This is a genomic window from Sphingomonas sp. Leaf67, assembly GCF_001421965.1.
Taxonomy (GTDB): Bacteria; Pseudomonadota; Alphaproteobacteria; order Sphingomonadales; family Sphingomonadaceae; genus Sphingomonas.
On record NZ_LMLP01000024.1, the window covers coordinates 190,639 to 214,861 of the forward strand.

The 24,223-nt window shown below is 64.6% G+C and carries 24 protein-coding genes; 16 read left to right on the forward strand and 8 right to left on the reverse strand.

The features are described from left to right. Positions 1-43 precede the first annotated feature (43 nt). From ASE90_RS17845 to ASE90_RS17855, 3 genes are all read right to left on the reverse strand, one after another. Positions 44-1,483, reverse strand: coding sequence for a pyruvate dehydrogenase complex E1 component subunit beta (locus tag ASE90_RS17845; protein ID WP_056004082.1), 1,440 nt, complete (start codon positions 1,481-1,483; stop codon positions 44-46). A 1-nt stretch (position 1,484) separates the two neighbouring features. After that, positions 1,485-2,534, reverse strand: a complete 1,050-nt coding sequence (gene pdhA / locus ASE90_RS17850; protein ID WP_056004085.1) for a pyruvate dehydrogenase (acetyl-transferring) E1 component subunit alpha — start codon at positions 2,532-2,534, stop codon at positions 1,485-1,487. 98 nt (positions 2,535-2,632) lie between these two features. Then, positions 2,633-2,989: an FtsB family cell division protein gene (locus ASE90_RS17855; protein ID WP_082449919.1), complete on the reverse strand. Its 357-nt coding sequence runs from the start codon at positions 2,987-2,989 to the stop codon at positions 2,633-2,635. A 62-nt stretch (positions 2,990-3,051) separates the two neighbouring features. On the opposite strand from ASE90_RS17855, the gene ASE90_RS17860 reads away from it, so the two are divergent. From ASE90_RS17860 to ASE90_RS17870, 3 genes are all read left to right on the forward strand, one after another. After that, entirely contained in the window at positions 3,052-3,420 is a 369-nt protein-coding gene (locus tag ASE90_RS17860; RefSeq protein ID WP_056004092.1) for a tRNA-binding protein, read from the forward strand. Between the two features lie 100 nt (positions 3,421-3,520). Next, a complete protein-coding gene (locus tag ASE90_RS17865) occupies positions 3,521-3,886 on the forward strand; it encodes a hypothetical protein (protein WP_056004095.1) in 366 nt (121 codons plus the stop codon). Positions 3,887-3,933: 47 nt separating this feature from the next. Then, positions 3,934-4,272 carry a hypothetical protein gene (locus ASE90_RS17870; protein WP_056004098.1) on the forward strand — a complete coding sequence of 113 codons (339 nt, stop codon included), beginning with the start codon at positions 3,934-3,936 and terminating at the stop codon, positions 4,270-4,272. A 109-nt stretch (positions 4,273-4,381) separates the two neighbouring features. Here the strand turns inward: ASE90_RS17870 and eno are convergent, their stop codons facing one another. Next, on the reverse strand, positions 4,382-5,656 hold the full coding sequence (eno, locus tag ASE90_RS17875) for a phosphopyruvate hydratase (RefSeq protein WP_056004101.1): 1,275 nt from the start codon (positions 5,654-5,656) through the stop codon (positions 4,382-4,384). Between the two features lie 141 nt (positions 5,657-5,797). Here eno and ASE90_RS17880 point away from each other — a divergent pair, with 141 nt between their 5' ends. The 5 genes from ASE90_RS17880 (at position 5,798) to ASE90_RS17900 (ending at position 7,777) form a co-directional block, all read left to right on the forward strand. Beyond that, positions 5,798-6,334 carry a hypothetical protein gene (locus ASE90_RS17880; RefSeq protein ID WP_200910939.1) on the forward strand — a complete coding sequence of 179 codons (537 nt, stop codon included), beginning with the start codon at positions 5,798-5,800 and terminating at the stop codon, positions 6,332-6,334. Positions 6,335-6,342: 8 nt separating this feature from the next. Then, positions 6,343-6,675, forward strand: a complete 333-nt coding sequence (locus ASE90_RS17885; RefSeq protein WP_056004104.1) for a phage holin family protein — start codon at positions 6,343-6,345, stop codon at positions 6,673-6,675. Beyond that, complete coding sequence (locus ASE90_RS17890; RefSeq protein WP_056004107.1) at positions 6,675-6,980, forward strand: hypothetical protein; 306 nt, start codon at positions 6,675-6,677, stop codon at positions 6,978-6,980. Before ASE90_RS17885 ends, ASE90_RS17890 begins: the two co-directional genes overlap by 1 nt. A gap of 4 nt (positions 6,981-6,984) precedes the next feature. Beyond that, entirely contained in the window at positions 6,985-7,464 is a 480-nt protein-coding gene (locus ASE90_RS19395) for a DUF883 family protein (RefSeq protein ID WP_082449920.1), read from the forward strand. Positions 7,465-7,555: 91 nt separating this feature from the next. After that, entirely contained in the window at positions 7,556-7,777 is a 222-nt protein-coding gene (locus ASE90_RS17900) for a DUF4170 domain-containing protein (RefSeq protein ID WP_056004110.1), read from the forward strand. 163 nt (positions 7,778-7,940) lie between these two features. On the opposite strand, the gene ASE90_RS17905 is transcribed toward ASE90_RS17900, so the two are convergent. The 4 genes from ASE90_RS17905 to carA form a co-directional block, all read right to left on the reverse strand. Continuing rightward, a complete protein-coding gene (locus tag ASE90_RS17905; RefSeq protein ID WP_056004114.1) occupies positions 7,941-8,603 on the reverse strand; it encodes a rhomboid family intramembrane serine protease in 663 nt (220 codons plus the stop codon). A 6-nt stretch (positions 8,604-8,609) separates the two neighbouring features. Continuing rightward, positions 8,610-9,086, reverse strand: a complete 477-nt coding sequence (greA, locus tag ASE90_RS17910; RefSeq protein WP_056004117.1) for a transcription elongation factor GreA — start codon at positions 9,084-9,086, stop codon at positions 8,610-8,612. A 97-nt stretch (positions 9,087-9,183) separates the two neighbouring features. Then, complete coding sequence (gene carB, locus ASE90_RS17915; protein ID WP_056004120.1) at positions 9,184-12,504, reverse strand: carbamoyl-phosphate synthase large subunit; 3,321 nt, start codon at positions 12,502-12,504, stop codon at positions 9,184-9,186. Positions 12,505-12,909: 405 nt separating this feature from the next. After that, entirely contained in the window at positions 12,910-14,106 is a 1,197-nt protein-coding gene (gene carA / locus ASE90_RS17920; RefSeq protein ID WP_056004123.1) for a glutamine-hydrolyzing carbamoyl-phosphate synthase small subunit, read from the reverse strand. A 145-nt stretch (positions 14,107-14,251) separates the two neighbouring features. On the opposite strand from carA, the gene ASE90_RS17925 reads away from it, so the two are divergent. The 8 genes from ASE90_RS17925 to ASE90_RS17960 all read left to right on the forward strand — a co-directional run bounded on the left by ASE90_RS17925 (position 14,252) and on the right by ASE90_RS17960 (position 23,892). Next, entirely contained in the window at positions 14,252-14,704 is a 453-nt protein-coding gene (locus tag ASE90_RS17925; RefSeq protein WP_056004127.1) for a GatB/YqeY domain-containing protein, read from the forward strand. 46 nt (positions 14,705-14,750) lie between these two features. Further along, on the forward strand, positions 14,751-16,556 hold the full coding sequence (dnaG, locus tag ASE90_RS17930; RefSeq protein WP_056004130.1) for a DNA primase: 1,806 nt from the start codon (positions 14,751-14,753) through the stop codon (positions 16,554-16,556). 164 nt (positions 16,557-16,720) lie between these two features. Beyond that, complete coding sequence (rpoD, locus tag ASE90_RS17935) at positions 16,721-18,760, forward strand: RNA polymerase sigma factor RpoD (RefSeq protein WP_056004133.1); 2,040 nt, start codon at positions 16,721-16,723, stop codon at positions 18,758-18,760. Positions 18,761-18,947: 187 nt separating this feature from the next. After that, positions 18,948-19,607, forward strand: coding sequence for a DUF6975 family protein (locus ASE90_RS17940; RefSeq protein ID WP_235531941.1), 660 nt, complete (start codon positions 18,948-18,950; stop codon positions 19,605-19,607). Between the two features lie 50 nt (positions 19,608-19,657). Next, on the forward strand, positions 19,658-20,503 hold the full coding sequence (locus ASE90_RS17945) for an AAA family ATPase (protein WP_056004208.1): 846 nt from the start codon (positions 19,658-19,660) through the stop codon (positions 20,501-20,503). An 85-nt stretch (positions 20,504-20,588) separates the two neighbouring features. Continuing rightward, positions 20,589-21,131, forward strand: a complete 543-nt coding sequence (locus tag ASE90_RS17950) for a CHAP domain-containing protein (protein WP_056004136.1) — start codon at positions 20,589-20,591, stop codon at positions 21,129-21,131. A gap of 16 nt (positions 21,132-21,147) precedes the next feature. After that, entirely contained in the window at positions 21,148-22,515 is a 1,368-nt protein-coding gene (locus tag ASE90_RS17955; protein ID WP_056004139.1) for a hypothetical protein, read from the forward strand. Between the two features lie 198 nt (positions 22,516-22,713). Then, a complete protein-coding gene (locus ASE90_RS17960) occupies positions 22,714-23,892 on the forward strand; it encodes a vWA domain-containing protein (RefSeq protein ID WP_056004142.1) in 1,179 nt (392 codons plus the stop codon). Positions 23,893-24,223 lie beyond the last annotated feature (331 nt).

The window sequence follows — 24,223 nt, forward strand, 5'->3', positions numbered from 1 at the left end:
CGACCAGTCGCCGCTGCGGAGGATACCGCAGCGGCGCCGTGGCTTACTTGTACGTGACCTTCTTCACCGCCGCGACGACCTTGTCGCTGGTGATGAGCGCCAGCTTTTCGAGATTGGCGGCATAGGGCAGCGGCACGTCTTCGTTGGTGACGCGCAGCACCGGGGCGTCGAGATCGTCGAAGCCCTGCTCCATGACCACCGCGGCGATTTCCGACGCGATCGAGCAGGTCGGCCAACCTTCCTCGACCACGACCAGCCGGTTGGTCTTCTTCAGCGACTTCAGCACCGTCTTGGTGTCGAGCGGGCGCAGCGTGCGCAGGTCGATCACTTCGGCATCGATGCCCTCGCCCGCCAGCTTCTCGGCGGCTTCGAGCGCGAGGCCGACGCCGATCGAGTAGCTGACGATGGTGACGTCCTTGCCCGGCTTCATGATCCGCGCCTTGCCGATCGGCAGGACGAAATCGTCGAGCTTCGGCACGTCGAACGAGCGACCGTACATCAGTTCGTTTTCGAGGAAGACGACCGGATCGGTCGATCGGATCGCCGCCTTCAGCAGACCCTTCGCATCCGCCGCGTCATAGGGCGCAATCACGATCAGGCCGGGCACCGAAGCGTACCACGGGCCATAGTTCTGCGAGTGCTGCGCACCGACGCGGCTCGCCGCACCGTTGGGACCGCGGAACACGATCGGACAGCGCATCTGGCCGCCCGACATGTAATTGGTCTTGGCCGCCGAATTGATGATGTGGTCGATCGCCTGCATGGCGAAGTTGAACGTCATGAATTCGATGACCGGACGCAGGCCGCCCATCGCCGCACCGGTACCGATGCCGGCAAAGCCGTACTCGGTAATCGGCGTATCGATGACGCGACGATCGCCGAACTCGGCGAGCAGGCCCTGCGTGACCTTGTACGCGCCCTGATATTCGGCGACTTCCTCGCCCATCACGAACACGCGGTCGTCGGCACGCATTTCCTCGGCCATCGCGTCGCGCAGTGCGTCGCGGACCGTGGTCTTGACCATTTCGGTCCCTTCCGGAATTTCCGGGCTGGTGTCGCCTTCCTGATCGGCGGCGTCGAACAGCTGGCGCGCGCCGGTCTCGGCATGCTGCTGCGTCGTGCCCTCGGGCGCTGGCGGTGCCTTGTCGTCGTTCTTCTCGTCGGCCTTGGGCGTGGCAGCGGCGGCTTCGCCGGCACGCGCTTCGGTCGGCTGGGCCGACTTGGCGGCGTCGACATCCTCGCCCTCGCCGGCGAGGATCGCGATGACGGCGCCGACCTTTACGTTATCGGTGCCCTCGGCGATCAGGATCTGCGCGATCGTACCTTCGTCGACCGCTTCGAATTCCATCGTCGCCTTGTCGGTCTCGATCTCGGCCATGATGTCGCCCGACTTGACCGTGTCGCCCTCCTTGACGAGCCACTTGGCCAGCGTGCCTTCTTCCATCGTGGGCGACAGCGCCGGCATCTTCAGTTCGATCGGCATCTCAGTAGGTCTCCACCAGAACGTCGGTGTACAGTTCCTTGGCGTCCGGTTCGGGCGCGCTTTCGGCGAAATCGGCAGCCGCGTTCACCACCTTGCGGATTTCAGCCTCGATCGCCTTCAGCTCGTCCTCCTGCACGCCGGCGGCGGTCAGCTCGCGCTTCAGCCCCTCGATCGGGTCCGAATTGTCGCGCATCGCCTGCACTTCGTCGCGGCTGCGATACTTGGCCGGGTCGGACATCGAATGGCCGCGATAGCGATAGGTCTTCATCTCGAGGATGATCGGCCCCTTGCCCGCACGCACCCATTCGAGCGCGGTTTCGGCGGCACCACGGCACGCCAGTACGTCCATGCCGTCGACCTGGATGCCCGGAATGCGGAAGCTTTCGCCGCGGCGATAGAGCTGGTCCTCGGCCGACGAGCGGTTGACGCTGGTGCCCATCGCATACTGATTGTTCTCGATCACGAAGATGATCGGGAGCTTCCACAGCTCGGCCATGTTGAACGATTCGTACACCTGACCCTGATTCGACGCACCATCGCCGAAATACGTCATGCAGACGCCGCCGTCGTTGCTGTACTTGTGGCCGAACGCGAGGCCCGCGCCCAGCGACACCTGCGCACCCACGATGCCGTGGCCGCCATAGAACTTGTGCTCGGTCGAGAACATGTGCATCGACCCGCCCTTGCCGCGACTGATGCCGGCCTCGCGCCCGGTCAATTCGGCCATGATGACCTTGGGATCAATGCCATAGGCGAGCATGTGGCCATGGTCGCGATAGCCGGTGATCACCGAGTCCTTGCCGGATTCGAGCGCCGACTGAAGCCCGACGGCGACGGCTTCCTGACCGATATACAGGTGGCAGAAACCACCGATCAGGCCGAGGCCGTACAATTGACCCGCTTTCTCCTCGAAACGACGGATCAGCAGCATCTCCTTGTAGAAGGAGAGCAGCTCCTCTTTCGACGCCTCGTACCGCGTTGGCTCACCCGGCCGTTCGCGATTGGGAATGACGGGTTCGCTGATGCGGCCTGGCGCCGGTGCTTTTGCCACGGTTCGGATGCCTCGTTCCTGAAAGGATGGGAAGGAAGCGCCGCCTATGGCGCGAATTATGCCCTCGTGCAACCGAACCTGCCCGTTCCGGTCCGGATTCAGTCGTCGATGCGGATCCCGCAGCGGCTTCGCGCCGCCGCCTCGCCGGTGATCGGCACGATGAATTCATCCGGGTGGGCGACGTTCAGCTTCCGCCGGACCAGTTCGTCGACCATGTCGGGATCGGCATGACGCGGATCGAGCAGCTCGACCCGGTTGCGCAGCTCGGCGCGCACCTTCTCCAGACACGCATATTGCGCCTTCCGCACCGCCAGGTTGCGCTGATACTCGCGATACGCCAGCACGCCGTTCGGCCCCAGCACCGCGTGATAGGCGAAGAAGCCGATGACGAGGATCACCAGCGCCGGCCATCCGGCACGTTTCAGCATCTGACGAAGGGGCGAGGGGCGCGACATGGCGCGTATGTCGGTTATAGCCTGCGCCCACGCAAGCCACCAACCGGTGCCAAGGAGCCGATATGCACCTGCTGCACGATCCCGCGACCCTGACCGACCCGACCGACTTCGACACGTTCCTGAAGGTCGATATCCGTGTCGGCACGATCGTCGCCGCCGAACCCTATCCGCAAGCGCACAAGCCCGCGATCAAGCTGATCATCGATTTCGGCCCGGTGCTGGGCCGCAAACGATCGAGCGCGCAGATCACCGAACGGTATGATTGCGACGGGCTGCTCGGACGACAGGTCGCGGCGGTGGTCAATTTCCCGCCGCGTCAGATCGGCAAGTTCGTGTCCGAGGTACTGACGCTGGGCTTTCCCGACGAAGCCGGCGCGGTCGTCCTGTTCGCGCCGGACTGGCGGGTGCCGGACGGCGGGCGGCTGTTCTGACCGGCGCGCGGGCACCGGTCATGGCGGGTGCATCCGCCGCGCATTGCCGATACAGGCCATATCCGGGGGCGGCGAACGCATCCCGTTTGAAGGAAGAAGGATGAGCAACGCAACCGCCACCGCATGGGACGCAAGCCGGGTCCGCCTCTGGCTGGAGAGCCGCCTGTCCGCCGCGAAGCTGGAGCAGGCAGCGGCGGACCGGCGCGGCTACGAGGCGCAGGGCGACTATGACAAGGCCGCAGCGGAGGAATGGGTCAGCCGCGCGTTGCTCGCCACCGATTGCACGACGGACCAGGCCGCCTTGGCCGGCCGCGTGAAGGCGTTGCTGGCGCAGGACGAATACCGGATCACCGGCATCTACGACGACCGGCGATTCGACCGCGGCGTCAGGGCGCAGCTGCGGAAAATCGCGAAGATGACCAAGGCGAACGAAGGGTTCGCGAACCTGTTACGCTATCAGGATTGAGAAGCACGTCGGCAACGGCGACCGAAGTTAGGTGGATTGGCAACGACATGGCCCGCAAGAACAACCGGCACGATCCCTATCCGCAGACGGATGACAGCGACGATGCACCGGCCCCCGCCGTCCCCTGCTGGCTGTGCGGCCGGCCCACCGGCAAGACGATCGTCTGGCACCATCCCGTCCCCAAAAGCCGGGGCGGACGCGATGTCGTGCCGATGCATTCGATCTGTCAACAGACGTTGATGGCCAATTTCACCAATTCCGAACTGCAACGCGCCGGCATGGATGTCGACACGCTGCTCGCGAATCCGAATGTCCGCAAATTCGTCGACTGGGTGGCGAACAAGGACCCCGACTTCACTGCGACCATCGCGAAAAAGCAACGCTGAGCCACTATCGAAGGACTTCCGGCGGCCCGGACCACAATACGCCGACGCCACCCCGCGCAAAAGGGGCGCCGGTTCGCACCGACGCCCCCTTCGCTGACGGACGATCGGCTCAACGCAGGATCGAACGCCCCGCATAGCGCGCGGCACCGGCCAGCTCTTCCTCGATACGGATCAGCTGGTTGTACTTGGCAAGCCGGTCCGAGCGCGCCAGCGAACCCGTCTTGATCTGGCCACAGTTGGTCGCGACCGCGAGGTCGGCGATCGTCGCGTCCTCGGTCTCGCCCGACCGGTGCGACATCACCGCGGTATAGCGGTTGCGCTGGGCGAGGCTCACCGCCTCCAACGTTTCGGTCAGCGTGCCGATCTGGTTGACCTTCACCAGCAGCGAGTTGGCGAGGCCCTGTTCCAGACCCATCGCCAGCCGCTTCGGGTTGGTGACGAACAGATCGTCACCGACCAGCTGGACCTTGTCGCCGATCTTGTCGGTCAGCGCCTTCCAGCCTTCGAAATCATCCTCGCCCATGCCGTCCTCGATCGACAGGATCGGATAGCGCGCGGCGAGATCGGCGAGGTAATCGGCCATTTCGTGCGGGGAAAGCGACTTGCCCTCTCCGACCATCTCGTACCGGCCGCCCTTGAAGAATTCGGTCGCCGCGCAGTCGAGCGCGAGCATCACGTCCTCGCCCGGTTTGTAACCCGCGCGCTCGATGCTCTGCATGATGAAGTCGAGCGCGTCGATCGTGCTGCTCAGCGCCGGGGCGAAGCCGCCTTCGTCGCCGACCGAGGTGGCGAGACCCTTTTCGGACAGGCCCTTCTTCAGCGTGTGGAAGATTTCCGAACCGCACCGGACCGCTTCGGCGATGCTGTCGGCACCGACCGGCATGACCATGAATTCCTGGAAATCGATCGGGTTGTCGGCATGTTCGCCACCGTTGATGATGTTCATCATCGGCACCGGCAGCAGATGCGCCGACACGCCGCCGACATAGCGATACAGCGGCAGGCCGCGGGCATCCGCCGCCGCCTTGGCAACCGCCAGGCTGACGCCGAGAATCGCGTTCGCGCCCAGCCGGCCCTTGTTCTCGGTCCCGTCGAGCTGGATCATCGCTTCGTCGATGTCACTCTGGTCTTCGGCATCCATGCCCAGCACCGCTTCGGCGATGTCGCCGTTCACCGCCTCGACCGCGCCCAGCACGCCCTTGCCCAGATAGACGCTCTTGTCGCCGTCACGCTTTTCGACGGCTTCGTGCGCGCCGGTCGACGCGCCCGACGGGACCGCGGCGCGGCCGAAGCTGCCATCCTCCAGCAGCACATCGACCTCGACGGTCGGATTGCCGCGGCTGTCGAGGATCTGGCGGCCATGCACCTGAATGATTGCGGTCACGTAACGACTCCTTCTATGTCCGTGCGAACGGCTTGGTCGCGGCCCCTCTATCCATTCGTCCCGCCGCTCGCAAATCCTCCGCACGACGGAACCCGACCATGGCCGCATGGTTATCGTTCCGAAACGAAGAAAGGATTCGTTATGACCGACTTTAACAGGACCGGGGGTTCGCCGGCCACCAGCGACACCGCTGTCGACTTCAATGCCGATCTCAAGCCAGCTTCCGGCGGCACCGTCGAATTTACGCCGGCCGCCACGACATCGTTCGATTCGGAAGCAACCTCGACCGGCAGCACCACCCAGACGCTGAAGGACGAGGCGTCGAAGCTGTCGGTGAAGGCGACCGAAAAGGCGCGCGGTCTGGCCGACGAAGGCAAGGCACGGGCCACCGGCGCGCTCGACGAATTCTCGAAGCTGATGGAAGATGCCGCCGGTACCGTCGATGAAAAGCTTGGCGAACAATATGGCCAATATGCCCGCTCGGCGGCCAAGGCCATTTCGGGCTTCTCGGACAATCTGCGCGGCAAGGAAGTCGACGATCTGATCGCCGACGCCAGCGATTTCGTCCGCAAGAGCCCGGCAGTCGCCATCGGCACCGCCGCAGCACTCGGCTTCCTGCTGGCGCGCATCGTGAAGGCCGGCACCGATGCCGACACCATCCCCTCGGTAAAGGGCTGACCCCGATCATGGGGGACGAGGGGCTGGGAACGGTTGTCGGCCGCGTCGTTGAGGACGCGAAGGCCTATGCCAAGGCCGAGGTGACGCTGTGGAAGACGGTGGCCAGTACGCGCGGGTCGCAGGCCGGCATCGCCGCAGGCCTTGCGGTCGGCGCGGTGGTCATCGCGCTGTCGGCGGTCACCGCCTTGCTGGTCGGGGCGATCCTGTCGCTGCGGCCGATCATGGGGCCGGGCTGGGCCACGTTGCTGGTCGTCGTCGTGGCGCTGGTCGTGGCGGCGATCCTCGCCAAGGTCGCGTTGTCTAGCTTCAAGCGCGTTGTCGCGCCGTTGGGAGACAGCTGATGATTCCGCCAACCCTCGCTGCCGCCCGCGCCGACGCGCTGATCAAGCGTGCCCGGTTGCAGGCCAGCCTTGCCGAAGCGAAGCATCGCCTGTCGCCGTCGACTATCGCCTCGGGCGTGGCCGACGACCTGAAAGACAAGGCAGAGGATGGCGTCGCCCTCGTGATGGAACGGCCGGGCGTGGCCGCCGGTATCGCGACCGGCTTCGTCGCCCTGCTCGCCCGCAAGCGCATCGCCCGGCTGTTCCGCAAGGCTCCACCCCCGCCCCCCATCGCCCCGCCCCCGCCCGTCCCGAACAAGGAATGACATCATGAGCGAACTCAAGACCGTCCCGCACGAAACCGCGGGCACCATCGACACGCTGAAGGAAAAGGCGTCGACCGCCGCCCACGCCACTAGCGACGCCGCCCACGACGCCGCAAAGCGTGCCTCGGACGCCGCGCACGAAGCCGCCCAGCGCGCGTCGGAAGCAGCGCATGACGCCGCCAAGCGCGCATCGGACACGATCGAGACCAATCCGCTCGCGGTCCTCGCCGGTGGCCTTGCACTCGGTGCCGTCGTCGGTGCCTTGCTGCCGCGCACCGCGCAGGAGACGAAAACGCTCGCCCCGCTCGGCAAGAAGCTGGCGGCGGCAGCCACCGCCGCTGCCGCAACGGCACGCGACGTCGGCAAGGAGCAGCTGACCGCCGCGCTGCCGAGCAAGGACGGTGCCAAGGAACAGCTCCGCGCTGCGTTTGGCACGGTGGTGCAGGCCGCCAAGGACAGCGGCAAGGCCGCCGTCAAGGGCTGACCTCCGCCACGAATCCCAGTTTATGGGTTGAAGGGTACGCTCCGTCCGCTATGCGACGGGGCGTATCTTTTTTTGCACTGCGGGAGCGATCATGAGCAAACTCCACCTCGTCTTCGGCGGCCGCGTCGCCGATCCGCGCACGCTCGATTTCGCCGACCTGAAGGCGATCGACGTCGTCGGCATCTTCGGCGACTATGCCAGCGCGGAAAAAGCATGGCGCGCCGCCGCACAGCGGACCGTCGACGATGCCGAGATGAAGTATGTGGTGGTCCACCTCCACCGCCTGCTCGAACCGGAACTGCCGGCGGCGTAAGGGTCGCTTACTAACCCGTTGGCTTCGAGCGGAGGTTCGAGCTTGTCGAGAAGCGTCCGTCGAGAACTTGCCCACTCGGGGCACCGTCTTCTCGACTGCGGTTCTCGACAAGCTCGAAGCCAACGGGATCGACGTGAGGAACGGGGACCGATACGAACTCGGCTCAGTCGGTCTCAGCCACCCGCCACACCCCCCAGCGCCACCGCAACAACGGCCGCAGCAGCACCATCCCGGCGATGAACCCGCCGGCATGTGCCGCCCCCGCGACCGGCATGTCGCTGCCGGCGCTCGACCAGCCGATCGCCAGATTGAGCAGCGTCCAGCTGGCTCCCAGCCATAGCGCATGGACGACGTGCGCCGGCACAGGCCCGATCGCCTTCGCCTTGCCGCCACCGAACAGCAGCGCATAGGCCCCGATCAGTGCCGAGATCGCACCGCTCGCCCCGATCATCGGCGCGGGCGAGGTTGGTCCGGCCAGCCACTGCGCCGCCACCGACGCATAGGCCCCGACCAGCAACAGCACCAACACCCCACGTAGCCCGACCGCGCGCTGCGTCGGGGTGCCGACGATGGCGAGAGTCAGCAGATTGAAGCCGAGATGCAACCACCCGTCATGAATGAACGCGGCGGTAAGCGGCGTCAGCCACACCGGCACGAACGGCGCAAACCCCTCGATCGACGCGAAATTGCTGGTCATTCGCAGCGGCACGAAGCCCGCCGTGATCGCCGCGCTCCACACGCCACCGGTCAGGATCAGCCACGCGCTGACGCACGCGATCAACCCGCCGATCACCAGGATCGACGGGGAAGGACGCCGTTCGAACATGAGCGTTTAGATGAACTCGATCTTCGAGATCTGGTAATACCGGTCGCCCGACGGCACCGTCACCTCGACATCGTCGTCGATCTTGCGCCCGATCAGCGCGCGTCCCATCGGCGAGTTGTACGAAATGCGGCCCGACTTGGCATCGGCCTCGGTCTGGCCGACGATCTGGTAGGTGACCGCCTTGTCGTCCTCGTCGAGCAGGGTGACGGTCGCGCCGAACACGACCTTGTCGCCCGACAGGTCCTTCGGATCAATGACCTGCGCGCGGGACAGCTTGTCCTCGATATCGGCGATCGACGCCTCGATCTGGCCCTGCCGTTCCTTCGCCGCATGATATTCGGCGTTTTCCGACAGATCGCCATGCGCGCGCGCTTCCTCGATCGCGTCGATGATCTGCGGCCGTTCGACCTTCAGTTGCTTGAGATGCACCGTCAGGCGATCATAGCCTTCTTGCAGCATCGGCATCTTTTCGACCGTCGCCATCGCGCGCGCGTCCCTTTTCGTAAGTAGCCCCCTCACACGGCCGGGCCTCCCTGCCCGTCCGTGCGCAACTATTCGCTGATGGGGATCAGTTGTGCGATCAAGAATAATAGGACTGCAACGGCCGCACTTCAAGGGAGCGGGCCGCCAGTGCCTGAATGGCCTGCGCCACCGCCACGCTGGCGGGAGCGGTCGTGAAGTACGGCACCTTCTGCGATTGCGCCGACGCGCGGATCGATTCGGAGTCCTTCAGCGACTGCCAGCCTTCGGTCGTGTTGAAGATCATCGCGATATCGCCGTCGAAGATCTTGTCCACGATATGCGGGCGGCCCTGCGCCACCTTGTTCACGCGTTCGACGGGCACGCCATGTTCGGCCAGATAATCGGCGGTGCCGGCGGTCGCGACGATCTTGAACCCCATCTCGACCAGCAACTGCACGCCGGGCAGGATCACCGGCTTGTCGCCCGACTTCACCGATACGAACACCGTGCCACTGGTAGGCAAGACGATGCTCGCCCCCATCTGCGCCTTGGCAAAGGCGGTCGCGAAATCGCTATCGATTCCCATGACTTCGCCGGTCGACTTCATTTCCGGTGACAGTACCGGATCGACGCCGGGGAAGCGGCCCCATGGGAACACCGCTTCCTTGACCGCGACATGGTCGATATGGCGGTCGATCATCGGCAGGTCGGCCAGCTTTTCGCCCGCCATCACCCGCGCCGCGATCTTGGCGACCGGGGTACCGATCGCCTTGGCGACGAACGGCACCGTGCGGCTGGCACGCGGATTGACCTCGATCAGATAGACGTTGCCGTCCTTGACCGCGAACTGGATATTCATCAGGCCCTTGACGTTGAGCGCCTTGGCCAGCGCCACCGTCTGCCGCTCGATCTCGGCAATGACCTCGGCGGTCAGCGAATAGGGCGGCATCGAACACGCGCTGTCGCCCGAATGGACGCCCGCTTCCTCGATATGCTGCAACACGCCCGCGACGACGACATCGTCACCATCGGCGATCGCATCGACATCGACCTCGATCGCGTCACGCAGATACTGGTCGATCAGGACCGGCGAATCGCCCGACACCTGCACCGCCGTCTGGATATAATCGTCGAGCTGCCCCAGCGAATCGACGATCTCCATCGCCCGCCCGCCCAGCACATAGCTCGGCCGCATCAGCACCGGATAGCCGATCCGCTCGGCGATCACCGCCGCTTCGTCGCGGCTGCGCGCCAGCCCATTGGCCGGCTGGAGCAGGCCGAGCGAGGTGACCAGATCGGCGAACCGCTCGCGGTCCTCCGCCAGGTCGATCGAATCGGGTGTGGTGCCAAGGATCGGGATACCGGCCGCTTCGAGCGCGCGGGCAAGGTTCAGCGGCGTCTGCCCGCCAAACTGCACGATCACCCCGACCAGCTCGCCCTTCGACGCTTCGACATGCAGGATTTCCAGCACGTCCTCAGCGGTCAGCGGTTCGAAATACAGCCGGTCCGACGTGTCGTAATCGGTCGATACCGTTTCGGGGTTGCAGTTGACCATGATGGTTTCATAGCCGGCGTCGCTCAGCGCGAAGCAGGCATGGCAGCAGCAATAGTCGAACTCGATCCCCTGCCCGATCCGGTTCGGACCGCCGCCGAGGATGACGATCTTCCGCGCGTCCGACGGCGCGCTTTCGTCCTCCGGCTCGCCGAACGTCGGCGCTTCATAGGTCGAATACATATAGGGCGTCTTCGCCTCGAACTCGGCGGCGCAGGTGTCGATCCGCTTGAAGACCGGCCGCACGCCCAGCTTGTGGCGATGTTGACGCACCTCTTCCTCGGTCACGCCGCCGGTCATCATCTTGACGACCTCGTGGATCAGACCCGATCCGCGTGCGATGCCGCGATCCATGCCGCGCAGATTGGCCGATTGCAGCGCCAGCCACGCCAGCCGCTTGTCGCTGAACCCCATCGATTTCAGCCGACGCATTCCCGCCGCGTCCTGCGGCAGACCGTTGGCGCAAACTTCGGTTTCCGCTGCGACGATTTCGGCAATGCGTTCGAGGAACCACGGATCATATTTGGCGATGGCGTGGACTTCGGCGACGGTGAAGCCTTCGCGCAGCGCCTGTGCCGCGACCAGCAGCCGGTCGGGCGTGGCGACGGCCAGCGCCGCCTCGATCTCGGCACGCGGCGCACCGGCAAGGCGTTCGACGGTGTTGAAGCCCGACAGTCCGGTCTCCAGACCGCGCAGCGCCTTCTGCATCGATTCGTGGATATTGCGGCCGATCGCCATCACTTCGCCGACCGACTTCATCGCCGTCGACAGCACCGCCTGCGACCCCTTGAACTTTTCGAAGGCGAATCGCGGGATCTTGGTGACGACATAGTCGATGGTGGGTTCGAACGATGCCGGCGTCGCGCCGGTAATGTCGTTGGTGATCTCGTCGAGCGTATAGCCGACCGCCAGCTTGGCCGCGACCTTCGCGATCGGGAAGCCGGTCGCCTTCGACGCCAGCGCCGACGACCGCGACACGCGCGGGTTCATCTCGATGACGATGAGACGGCCGTCCCTCGGATTGACCGCGAACTGTACGTTCGAACCACCTGTTTCGACACCGATTTCCCGGAGTACCGCGATCGATGCGTTGCGCATGATCTGATATTCCTTATCGGTCAGCGTCAGCGCCGGGGCGACGGTGATCGAATCGCCGGTATGGACGCCCATCGGATCGATATTCTCGATCGAACACACGATGATGGCATTGTCCGCGCGGTCGCGGACGACTTCCATCTCATATTCCTTCCACCCGAGCAGCGATTCCTCGATCAGCACCTCGGTGGTCGGCGACGCGTCCAGCCCTTCGCGGACGATCTTCAGAAATTCGTCGCGGTTATAGGCGACGCCGCCGCCGGTCCCGCCCAACGTGAACGACGGGCGGATGATCGCCGGCAGCCCGACATGCTCCAGCCCCGCCAGCGCCTCCGTCTCGCTGTGCGCGATATGGCTGCGCGCGGATTCGAGGCCGATCTTGTCCATCGCGACCTTGAACTTCTGGCGGTCCTCGGCCTTGTCGATCGCCTCGGCATCGGCGCCGATCATCGTCACGCCGAACTTTTCGAGCGTCCCGTCATTGGCCAGCGCCAGCGCGGTGTTCAGCGCGGTCTGCCCGCCCATCGTCGGCAGCACCGCATCGGGGCGCTCCTTCTCGATGATCTTGGCGACGATCGCGGGCGTGATCGGCTCGACATAGGTCGCGTCGGCCAGATCGGGATCGGTCATGATCGTGGCGGGGTTGGAGTTGACGAGGACGATGCGATAGCCCTCCTCCTTCAACGCCTTGATCGCCTGCACGCCCGAATAATCGAACTCGCAAGCCTGACCGATGACGATCGGCCCCGCGCCGATGACGAGGATGGACGAAATGTCGGTGCGTTTTGGCATGATTAACGATCGATTCGAGTTACGGAATGGGCCATGATCATTGTGACTACTTCCCTTGCTGCCTTGAAGGAAACATCATCCACTTGATCTCGTATGGACCGAATATGTCTGATTGCAGGCGCCCTGCGAGAAGCATTGCTTCTGCGGGACTTTTGCCGGTGGTATATATTCGAAGAGCAAAATGACCATCGACCTTCCAGGGCGGCGACGTCGACCAACCCTCTCTGATTAAATTTTCTCGCAGCGCCTCGAGTGTTCTATTGGATCCTTCGACGATCCACCCAACCAACACCATTGAGCGACCCTGAACCTGAAGGCAGGGATCCGTTTTACAAGAGGGTTGCTCGACCTGTGTCGCCCGCTGGAGAATAATGGGCGGCGGGTTAGGGACAGTCGCCTGCACGACTATACTTTCCTCATGTCCGCGACGAACCGCTCGAACAGATAGAAGCTGTCCTGCGGCCCGGGCGACGCCTCGGGGTGATACTGGACCGAAAAGGCGCGACCGCCGTCCACTTCGATGCCGGCATTCGACCCGTCGAACAGCGACACATGCGTCTCGCGGACATTCGCCGGCAGGCTGTCGCGTTCGACCGCGAAGCCGTGGTTCATGCTGGTGATCTCGACCGCCCCGTCCGACAGCCGCTTGACCGGATGGTTCGCGCCGCGATGGCCCTGGTGCATCTTGGTCGTCTTCGCCCCCAGCGCGAGGCCGAGCAACTGGTGGCCAAGGCAGATGCCGAACAGCGGCTTGCCGGTCTCCAGCAACTGGCGGATCACCGGCACCGCATAGTCGCCGGTCGCGGCGGGATCGCCCGGACCGTTCGACAGGAAGATGCCGTCGGGGTTGGCCGCCATGACCTGTTCATAGGTCGCGGTGGCCGGTAGCACGGTTACTTCAGCACCGGCGTGAACAAGATTGCGGAAGATATTGCGTTTGCTACCATAATCAATCGCAACGACATGCGGACGCTTGTTCGCCTGCGTGGCAACTTCGCCAACTTCCACGCCCGTGCTGTCGTCATAGCCCTTGCCCAGATGCCATGCCCCGCCGGCCCAGCCATAATGGGTCTCGCACGACACGGTCTTGGCAAGGTCCATGCCCTCCAGCCCCGGCCACGCCTGCGCCTGTGCCAGCAACACGGGAATATCGAACTCGCCGGTCGCCGAATGCGCGATGACGCCGTTCGGCGCGCCGCCCTGCCGGATGCGGCGGGTCAGCGCGCGGGTGTCGATTCCCGCGAGGCCGATCCGGTTGTGCCGCGCCATCCACGCATCGAGATGCTCGTTCGACCGGAAATTCGACGGCTCGGTCACATCCTCGCGGACGATCATGCCCAGCGCATGCGGATCGTTCGCCTCGACGTCATCGACATTGGTGCCGACATTGCCGATGTGCGGAAAGGTGAAGGTGATGATCTGCCCGGCAAAGGACGGATCGGTCATGATTTCCTGATAGCCGGTCATCGCGGTGTGGAAGCACACCTCGCCCACCGCTGCGCCTTCGGCACCGAAGCCACGGCCCCACAGCACGTCGCCATTGGCAAGGACCAGAACACCCGTAGCTCCGTCGGGCATGGCGAATGGCTTGGCGTCGGCCATGATGGGCGGGCACTCCTGGGTAAATCTGATGATGTCGCTAAGCGGTGGCGGCTAGTCCCAACCCCGCCCCCCGTCAATCCTGTGATCGCCGGACGATTGCGGCTAAGGGTGATTGCTTACCCGAACGAACGACATTGGAACCCGCATGATTCGCGACACCATCAAGGACGCGCTGGTCACCGCCATGAAAAGCGGCGACAAGGAAGGCACGGCCACGATCCGCCTGATCCAGTCCTCGATCAAGAACCGCGATATCGAGGTGCGCACCGGCAAGGCTCCCGACAGCGACGACGCACTGGTCGTCGAGGTGCTGCAGAAAATGGTCAAGCAACGCCGCGAATCGATCGAGATGTACGAAAAGGGCAACCGCCCCGAACTGGCCGCGGCCGAAGCGCGCGAAGTGACCGTCATCGAACGCTTCCTGCCGCAGCAGATGGACGAAGCACAGACGGCGGCGGCGATCGAGACGATCAAGGCCGATCTGGGCGCGACCGGCATGAAGGACATGGGCCGCGTGATGGCCGAGCTGAAGTCGCGCCACGGCAGCGAGCTCGACATGAGCAAGGCCAGCGCGGCGGTGAAGGCGGCGCTGGGCTGACGCATAAGCGGTTGCCGACCCCGTTCCGTTCGGGGCATAAAGAGGCATGACCCTTTCGCCCCAGTTCCTCGACGAGTTGCGCACCCGCACGACGCTGTCGGCGCTGGTCGGCAAGTCGGTGAAGCTCCAGCGGTCGGGCAACGAGCACAAGGCCTGCTGCCCGTTCCATACCGAGAAGACGCCGAGCTTCTGGGTCAATGACGACAAGGGCTTCTACCACTGCTTCGGCTGCGGCGCGCATGGCGATGCCATCCGCTGGATGACCGACCAGCGCGGCCTGCCCTTCATCGACGCGGTGAAGGAACTGGCCGCCGCCGCCGGCCTTGAAATGCCGGCGCAGGATGCACGGTCAGCCAGGCAGGCGGAACGCGCCAAGGGCCTGCACGAATTGATGGCCGATGCGCAAACCTGGTTCGCCGACCGGCTCGGCGACGAAGGCGGCATCGCCCGCGACGCGCTGGTCAAGCGCGGCATCAAGGCGGAAACGGCGCGCGCCTTCGGCATGGGCTTCGCGCCCGATGCGCGCGGACGGTTGAAGGCGGCACTGGCGTCGTACGGCGATCCGATGCTGGTCGAATCGGGGATGCTGATCTCGGTCGAGGGCAAGGAGCCGTATGACCGGTTCCGCGGGCGGCTGATGATCCCGATCCGCGATGCGCGCGGACGGACCATCGCGTTCGGCGGGCGCATCCTCGGCGATGGCGAGCCGAAATATCTGAACTCGCCCGAAACGCCGCTCTTCGACAAGGGGCGCACCCTCTACAATATCGACCGGGCACAGACGGCCGCGCGTAGCCGCAAGCGCGTCATCGCGGTCGAGGGCTATATGGACGTCATCGCGCTGGCGCAGGCCGGTTTCGATGAGGTCGTGGCCCCGCTCGGCACCGCGCTGACCGAGCATCAGCTCGAACGGCTGTGGCGGATGGCGGACGTGCCGATCCTGTGTTTCGACGGCGATGCCGCGGGAATTAAGGCGGCGCGCCGTGCGGCCGAACGCGCGCTGCCGTTGCTGCAACCGGGCAAGAGCATCTCGATCGTCACCATTCCCGACGGCATGGACCCCGACGATCTGGTCCGCGCGGAAGGGCCGCAGGCGTTCGAGGATTTGCTCGCACGCCGCGAATCGCTGTCCGATTTCCTGTGGCGGCTGGAACTGGCGACATTGCCGCCCGGGGCGGGTCCCGATGAGCGGGCAGCGTTCGAGCATGAACTCGCGCGCCTTGCCGGCACGATCACCCACGAAGGCATTCGCCGCGAATATTTCCGGACGTTCAAGGACCAGTTCTTCGCGTTGTTCGGTGCCAAGGACCGCCGCCTGCGGATCGTCGCCAACGACATGGCGGCGGCGGCGAACGTCAAGGAAGTCGATCTGGTCTTCGCGTTCCAGCGTGCGGTGCTGATGGGGCTGATGCAGCATGTCGACGTGCTCACCCGCTATTGCGAGCTGATCGCCCAACTGCCGATCAAGAACCAGCAGTTGCAGCGTTGGCGCAACCACTTGATCGACCTTGCCATCTATCGCAGCGACCTGAGCGAAAGCCTGCTGACCGACACGATTGCCGCCGACCGGCAGCTGGTCGACATGGCGCGGCGGAACAGGGAAACCGACCTCGCCTTCACCTTCTGGCTGCGCGACGCCGAGCGGGAAACGGCCGAGACCGACCTGTTGCGCGTGATCCAGATCCTGGTCGACGAGCAGGCCTGTCGCCGTGCCGAGAATGCGGCCGCCGAACGGTGCCGACAGGAAACGACCGAACGGACCTTTGCCGAGTATCAACAGGCCCGGTCCGACCATGCCGCCGTGCAGGCGCGTATCCGCAGCTGGATGGAGGAACTGGACGAGGCGGCTTGATCCCTCGCCGCCGTTTCCCATATCGCCGTCTTAGAATTGCCCGAAATCCACGATCGAACCGCCGGAATGCGCGCTCTTGGCTTGCAAAAGGTACGGTGTCGGACGAAGACAACGGGTAAAATAGCGCTGGGCAGACGCGCTGCGTAAATTTCTGAGGGTTATTGATGGCCAAGGCGAATGGTGGCGGCGACGACACGATCGATACCGGCGACGCGCCGCTGATCGACCTGAACGAAGGGTCGATCAAGAAGCTGGTCGCCCGCGCGAAGAAGCGCGGCTACATCACCGTCGACCAGCTGAACGAAATGCTGCCGCAGGATCAGATGACCTCGGAGCAGATCGAGGACATCATGTCGGCGCTGAACGACATGGGCGTCAACGTCGTCGAGAATGAGGACGCGGGCGAGGACGGCGAAGGCGAGGAACGCGCGAAACAGGAAGACGACGACGCCGACGACAGCGCCGCCGAACAGGACGAGGCTTCCGCAGCTTTCGAACCGGTCAAGAAAAAGGAAACCGTCGACCGCACCGATGACCCGGTGCGGATGTATCTGCGCGAGATGGGCGCGGTCGAACTGCTCAGCCGCGAAGGCGAAATCGCCATCGCCAAGCGGATCGAGGCCGGTCGCGACACGATGATCTTCGGCCTGTGTGAATCGCCGATCACGTTCAACGCGATCATCGGCTGGTCGACGGCACTCAACGAAGGCACGATGCAGTTGCGCGAGATCCTAGATCTCGACGCCATGCTGTCGAAGGATCCCGCCCCGGAATCGCTGTCCGACGACGAGGACGCCGACGACAATGGCGAGATTTCGTCGAAGAATGCCGGTCCCAGCTTCAAGGAAGAGGAAGAGCCCGAGGAACCGTCGGTCGACGAGGACGAGGATGGCGAACGCCGTGCGCCCCGGCCGAGCGACGACGACGAGGAGGACAACACCCTCAGTCTCGCCCAGATGGAAGAGCAGCTCAAGCCTCAGGCCCTGGAGAAGTTCGCCAACATCACCGCGATCTTCAAGAAATTCTCGAAGATGCAGTCGCAGCGTCTCGACGCGATGGCGACCGGCGATGGCCTGAGCAATGCCGAGGAGCGCAAGTATCAGAAGCTGCGCGAGGAGCTGACGGCCGAGGTCGAAAGCGTCCAGTTCCATCAGGCGAAGATCGAATATCTGGTCGATCAGCTATACGCCTATAACCGGCGCCTGACCGCGCTGGGCGGGCAGATGCTGCGTCTGGCCGAGCGTCACAAGGTGCCGCGCAAGGCGTTCCTCGACAGTTATGTCGATCACGAACTGGACGAACAGTGGCTGACGTCGGTCGCGACGATCGACAAGAAGTGGAAGGCGTTCGTCGACAACGAAGGCGCTGCGGTCGATCGCATCCGCACCGAGATTGCCGAGATCGCCCAGCAGACCGGCATGGCGCTGGGCGAGTTCCGGCGCATCGTCAACATGGTCCAGAAGGGCGAGCGCGAGGCGCGGATCGCCAAGAAGGAAATGGTCGAGGCCAATCTGCGCCTCGTCATCTCGATCGCCAAGAAATACACCAATCGCGGCCTGCAATTCCTCGACCTGATCCAGGAGGGGAATATCGGGTTGATGAAGGCGGTCGATAAGTTCGAATATCGTCGCGGTTACAAGTTCAGCACCTATGCGACGTGGTGGATCCGGCAGGCGATCACCCGCTCGATCGCCGATCAGGCGCGGACGATCCGCATCCCGGTGCATATGATCGAGACGATCAACAAGCTGGTGCGCACCAGCCGCCAGTTCCTGCACGAACAGGGCCGCGAACCGACGCCGGAGGAAATGGCCGAACGGCTGTCGATGCCGCTCGAGAAGGTTCGCAAGGTGATGAAGATCGCCAAGGAGCCGATCAGCCTCGAAACGCCGATCGGCGACGAGGAAGATTCGCATCTCGGCGACTTCATCGAGGACAAGAATGCGATCATCCCGGTCGATGCCGCGATCCAGGCGAACCTGAAGGAAACGGTCACCCGCGTCCTAGCCAGCCTGACCCCGCGCGAAGAACGCGTGCTGCGCATGCGTTTCGGGATCGGCATGAACACCGACCACACGCTCGAAGAGGTCGGACAGCAGTTCAGCGTGACCCGCGAACGTATTCGTCAGATCGAGGCGAAGGCGCTGCGCAAGCTGAAACATCCGAGCCGTAGCCGGAAAATGCGGTCCTTCCTCGACCAGTAGCTTACTCCGCCCCGACGCTTCACCAGCGCCGGGGCGTTTCGTTTCGGCGGCAGACCGAAGCCGCATAGCGGCGTTAAGCGCGGTTAAAGTGCTGGAAACCCTGTTCCTACGCGCTTGAGTTATCTCTTGCGGGCATACCATCGGTCGAGCGGGGGATTACCCGGTCAGACGAGAATGGGGGCCGTCGGTGATAGTTGCGATTGCGAACGACACGAATGACAGCGGGGTAGCCTATAAGCTCGCGCAGATCGTTCATGCCGATGGAAGCAGTACACACGCCACACCGGAACGGCTGGCGCATGCCGGCGTCTCCGTACGCGACATCGCCGATGCGTTGCATCAACTGTGCACGTTGCATGGACGGCATCCGGGCGTGGTCGATCTGGCGAGCAGCGCCACCAACAACCCGGCGGCGGAAGACTGGCTGGCGCATGCCGGCGCTGCATTCGTCGAGGAACGCGCCTATCTGATCCGGGTCGCCGCCGCTGCGGGACCGCCGCCGGGCACCCCCGGTCAGGCCGCGACGGAGGCGGCGCTGGCGACGCAGCGCAACGCTATCGACCTGCTGTCGCGGTCGGTTCGACCCGGCTGCGCGCTGGGCGCCGCGATCGCGGTCACCCTCGACTGGCCGGTGATCCGCCGTCCAATCGATGCCGCCGCCGAGCGGATGGGGATTGACGTCATTCCCTGCACCCTGCCCTCGCCTGCGCAGACCCGGCAGGTGATCGAAGCGGTCGCCATGAACGCAGCGGTCGAACGCGCGATGACCTTCGGCATCCAGCAATTGCTGGCACAGCATCGCGGCCTGTGGGATCTGATCGCCGCGCGCGCGGAAAGCCGCGGCTAGCGTTCGACAGCATCTGTCCGTAACGCTTGGCCATGAGTCATGAACAGGCGATGCGGTTCGAGGGAACCAGGGGCTATGTCGCGACCGACGATCTGAAGGTCGCGGTCAATGCCGCGGTGATGCTGCGCCGGCCGTTGCTGGTGAAGGGCGAACCGGGCACCGGCAAGACGGTATTGGCGCAGGAGATCGCCCGCGCGATCGGTGCCCCGCTGATCGAATGGAACGTCAAGTCGACTACCCGCGCGCAGCAGGGGTTGTACGAATATGACGCGGTGGCGCGGCTGCGCGACGGACAATTGGGCGATCCCCGCGTCCACGACATCGCCAACTATATCCGCCACGGGAAATTATGGGAGGCGTTCGTCAGCCCGACCCTGCCGGTGCTGTTGATCGATGAGGTCGACAAGGCCGACATCGAATTCCCCAACGATCTGCTCCATGAACTCGATCGAATGGCGTTCGACGTGTACGAAACCGGCGAGCGGGTAACGGCCCGCGAACGGCCGATCGTCGTCATCACGTCGAACAACGAGAAGGAACTGCCCGACGCATTCCTGCGCCGCTGCTTCTTCCACTATATCCGCTTTCCCGACCGCGTGACGATGCAGGCGATCATCGACGTGCATTTCCCGGGGATCCAGACGTTGCTGGTCAACCGCGCGCTCGACCTGTTCTTCGCGGTACGCGAGACGCCGGGATTGAAGAAGAAACCGTCGACCAGCGAACTGCTCGACTGGCTGAAGCTGCTGCTGCACGACGACATGCCGCTGGAAGTGCTGGCATCGCACGATCCGGCCCGGGCGATCCCGCCGCTGCACGGCGCACTTCTGAAGAACGAACAGGATGTGATGCTGTTCGAACGGCTGGCGTTTCTGCATCGGCGCAAGGGCGGCTGATCGCGCAGGGGGTTGCGTGGCCTTGACGATCCGGTAACCATGTTCGCTCATCAATTGGCGACCATCGTTCGGCAGGATCGTCATCATGTTCGGTTCGCTTCTCCGGGGCACGCTGCTCCTCGCCTTTGCCGCCATCGTCAGCGTGCCGGTCGGCGCGCGTTCGCTGCTCGACTATGTCGGGCAATGCGTTCCGTTTGCGCGGGCGGCGTCGGGCGTCGAAATCTATGGCGACGCCTGGACGTGGTGGGATCAGGCGGACGGCCGCTATCCGCGCGGGCACAGGCCGAAGGTCGGTGCCGTTCTCGCCTTCGCCAAGACCGACCGCCTGCCGCTCGGCCATGTCCTCGTCATCAGCCACGTCGTCGAACCGCGCGTCGCCATGGTCACCCATGCGAACTGGTCGCGGATCAACGGCGTGCGCGGCGGCGTCGAGCAGGATGTCACCGTGTTCGACGTTTCCGCGAAAGGGGACTGGACGCGGGTGAAGGTCTGGTATCGGGATACGCAGGAACTGGGTGGTTCGGAATACCCGACGCACGGCTTCATCTACGGCCCCCGCCCCGCTGCCGAACTGGGCGGCAACGCACCCGATTATGTCGGGTCGCTGATCGACGCCTACGGCCGTTGAGCGCGTCGCGCCCGCGATGACGAGCGGGGAGCAGCGCGGCGTCTGGACGGCGGTCGCGCTCATCACCATTGCCGGCCTGATCCTGCGCATTCTCGCCGCGCGGGGCGGCTTGTGGCTCGACGAGGCATGGTCGGCGGTGACCGCGCAGGACGTGGGGACCCCCGCCGGGGTGTTCGTCGGGATCAACCACGACAACAACCATCATCTCAACAGCCTGTGGCTGCAATGGGTAGGTAGCGGCGCCCCGCCACTGCTGCAGCGTGCCCTGTCGATCATCACCGGGAGCGCAACCATTGCGCTGGCCGCCGCGATCGCGCTGCGACGGGGCCGGGCGTCGGCAATTCTTGCCGCGGTTGCCTTTGCCGTTTCGCCGTTTCTGGTGACCTTCGGATCGGAAGCACGCGGCTATGCGCCGATGCTGCTTGCCTGGGTCGCAGCGATCGGCGTCGCCGACCGCTGGCTAGCCGATCCTGCCGCCCGACCACCGACGACCGCCATCGCGCTGGCGGCGATCTTCGGGTGCCTGTCACAGGCGACGATGTTCTTCGCCCTCGCCGCGCTCGGTCCATGGGTTGCGATAGGGCGTTGGCGCGCGGCGGGGTGGCGATGCGCGGTACGCGACACCGCCCGCCTGTTCATCCCGGCCGCGATCGCGGTCATGCTGCTGATCGCCATCGCATGGACGGCTGCCGCGACCAGCAGGACCGGGTTCCAGTTCGGTGCACGCGAACCGCATGACGACTGGAAGATGCTGACCGGCCTCGAACAGCTGTGGACATGGAGTTGCGGGCTGTGGGTCATCGCCCCGGTGATCGCGATCGCCGGCTGGTTCGTCCGCGACCGGTTCACCGGCCTCGTCCTGCTGACGGCAATCGCACTGCCGTTGACGGTTGCGCTGCTCGCGCTGCCGAACAGCGGCGCGTCGCGTTACTATATCGTCGCCGTTCCACCCTTGCTCCTGTCGGCAGCCAGCACCCTGCCCGTCCTGTGGGCGAGGCGGGGCGTATGGCGTCTGCCCGTGCTGATCGCCGGCGCTCTCTTCGTCTGGACAGCGATAGAACGGGACGGCGCGCTGGTGGCCAATTTGCGGGGAGACCCCGGTCAGGCGGTTTCGAAGCTGATCGAGGTGGGACCGGGCGGGGCACGGGTCTCCGTCGCACTGTCGCGTTCGACCGCGATCCTGATCGCCGCCGCACGGTCGCGCGGCTATCGACTGACCATCGACGACAGCCGCTGCGCCCCGTTTCGCTTTATCGAACGCGATGGCGGCAACCGCTTCCCCGATCCGCTCGTCCATTGCGGCCGGCAATTCGAGGAGATCGCGCGCGGCGACCCGAACGGCGTGTCGGGCAGCCACTGGCGCCTTTACGCCCGATCGCGCTAGAGCATGACCGGACCATGTTGGATCATCGGCACGGCGGTGATTTCGGCGTGCGGCAAGGCGCGAGGAGGGAGCGATGCCAAAGCATCGTAACCGACGAGCAACGCAGCATCACGTCGACAGCAGCCCGCCGAGCAGCGGTCGCCCGCAGGGCGATGACGGTGGTTCAACATGGTCCGGTCATGCTCTAAGACATCGACCATGTTCCATTCGTTCGTCGAGGCGCTGCGCACTGCCGGCATCGCGGTCAGCATCCGCGAGCATCTGGTCCTGCTCGAAGCGATCGAGCGCGGCGTGATCGACCGGACGCTGGACAGCTTCTATCACCTTGCCCGCACAACCTTCATCAAGGACGAGAGCTTGATCGACCGGTTCGACCGGGTGTTCGGACAGGCCTTTGCCGGTATCGATGGCACGGCCGGCGTCGGTCCGGTCCCGCTGCCCGACGAATGGCTGCGGCGCATCGCCGAACGCTATCTGTCACCCGAAGACATGGCGAAGGTCGCGGCGACCGGCGACTGGAACGCACTCATGGACCGGTTGCGGCAACGGCTGGCCGAACAGCACGAACGGCATGAAGGCGGATCGAAATGGATCGGTACCGGCGGCACCAGTCCGTTCGGCCATGGCGGCTATAATCCCGAAGGCGTCCGGATCGGCGGAGAGAGTCGCCATCGCCGCGCGGTCAAGGTTTGGGAACGGCGCGAGTTTCGCAACCTCGACAACGCGCGCGAACTCGGCACCCGCAACCTGAAGGTCGCGCTTCGTCGCCTGCGACGCTTCGCCCGCGAAGGGGCCGCCGACGAACTCGATCTCGATGCGACGATCGCGGGAACGGCGCGACGCGGCTTTCTCGACGTTGCGATGCGGCCGGAACGGCGCAATGCCGTCAAACTGTTGCTGTTCCTCGATGTCGGTGGATCGATGGACCCGTTCGTCGAGCAGGTCGAGGAGCTGTTCTCCGCCGCCACTGCCGAATTCCGGCATCTCGACTTCTTCTATTTCCACAACTGCATTTACGAAGGCGTCTGGCGCGACAATCGCCGTCGCTGGACTGAACAGGTCGCGACCGCCGACCTGCTGCGGACCTATGGCCCGGACTACCGCCTCATCGTGGTCGGCGACGCGGCGATGAGCCCCTACGAGGTCCTGCAACCCGGCGGATCGGTCGAACACGCCAATGCCGAAGCCGGCGCGGTCTGGCTGCAACGCCTGACCGCCCATTGGCGATCGGCCGCGTGGATCAATCCAACGCCGCTGGATCATTGGCAATGGTCGCACTCGACGCAGTTGATCCGCGACCTGTTCGCCGATCGGATGTACCCGCTGACCCTCGACGGGCTGGACGCCGCCATGCGCGAGTTATCGCGCCGGCGATGAGCGTTAGAGGCTGTTTGAAAACGCGCCGCAGCACGTTTCCAAACAGCCTCTAGACGGGATCGACATTCAGTTCGCTGGGCGGAGGAATAGCGTTCCATTACCTCTCGTCACTCCCGCGCAGGCGGGAGTCCATAGACGCCAGCGTCGCGGATCCAGCCAAACCGTAGGCGTCTATGGATTCCCGCCTGCGCGGGAATGACGAAATTCCGTGGTTCTCGCTGAAGGTCGATCGGCCCTAGGCGGTGTCTGCATTTAGCGCAGCCAGATCATGGCGCACGCGAGATGAACGAAGCCCATGAAAGCGGTGATGGTTTTCTCGCAGCGCAGGGCG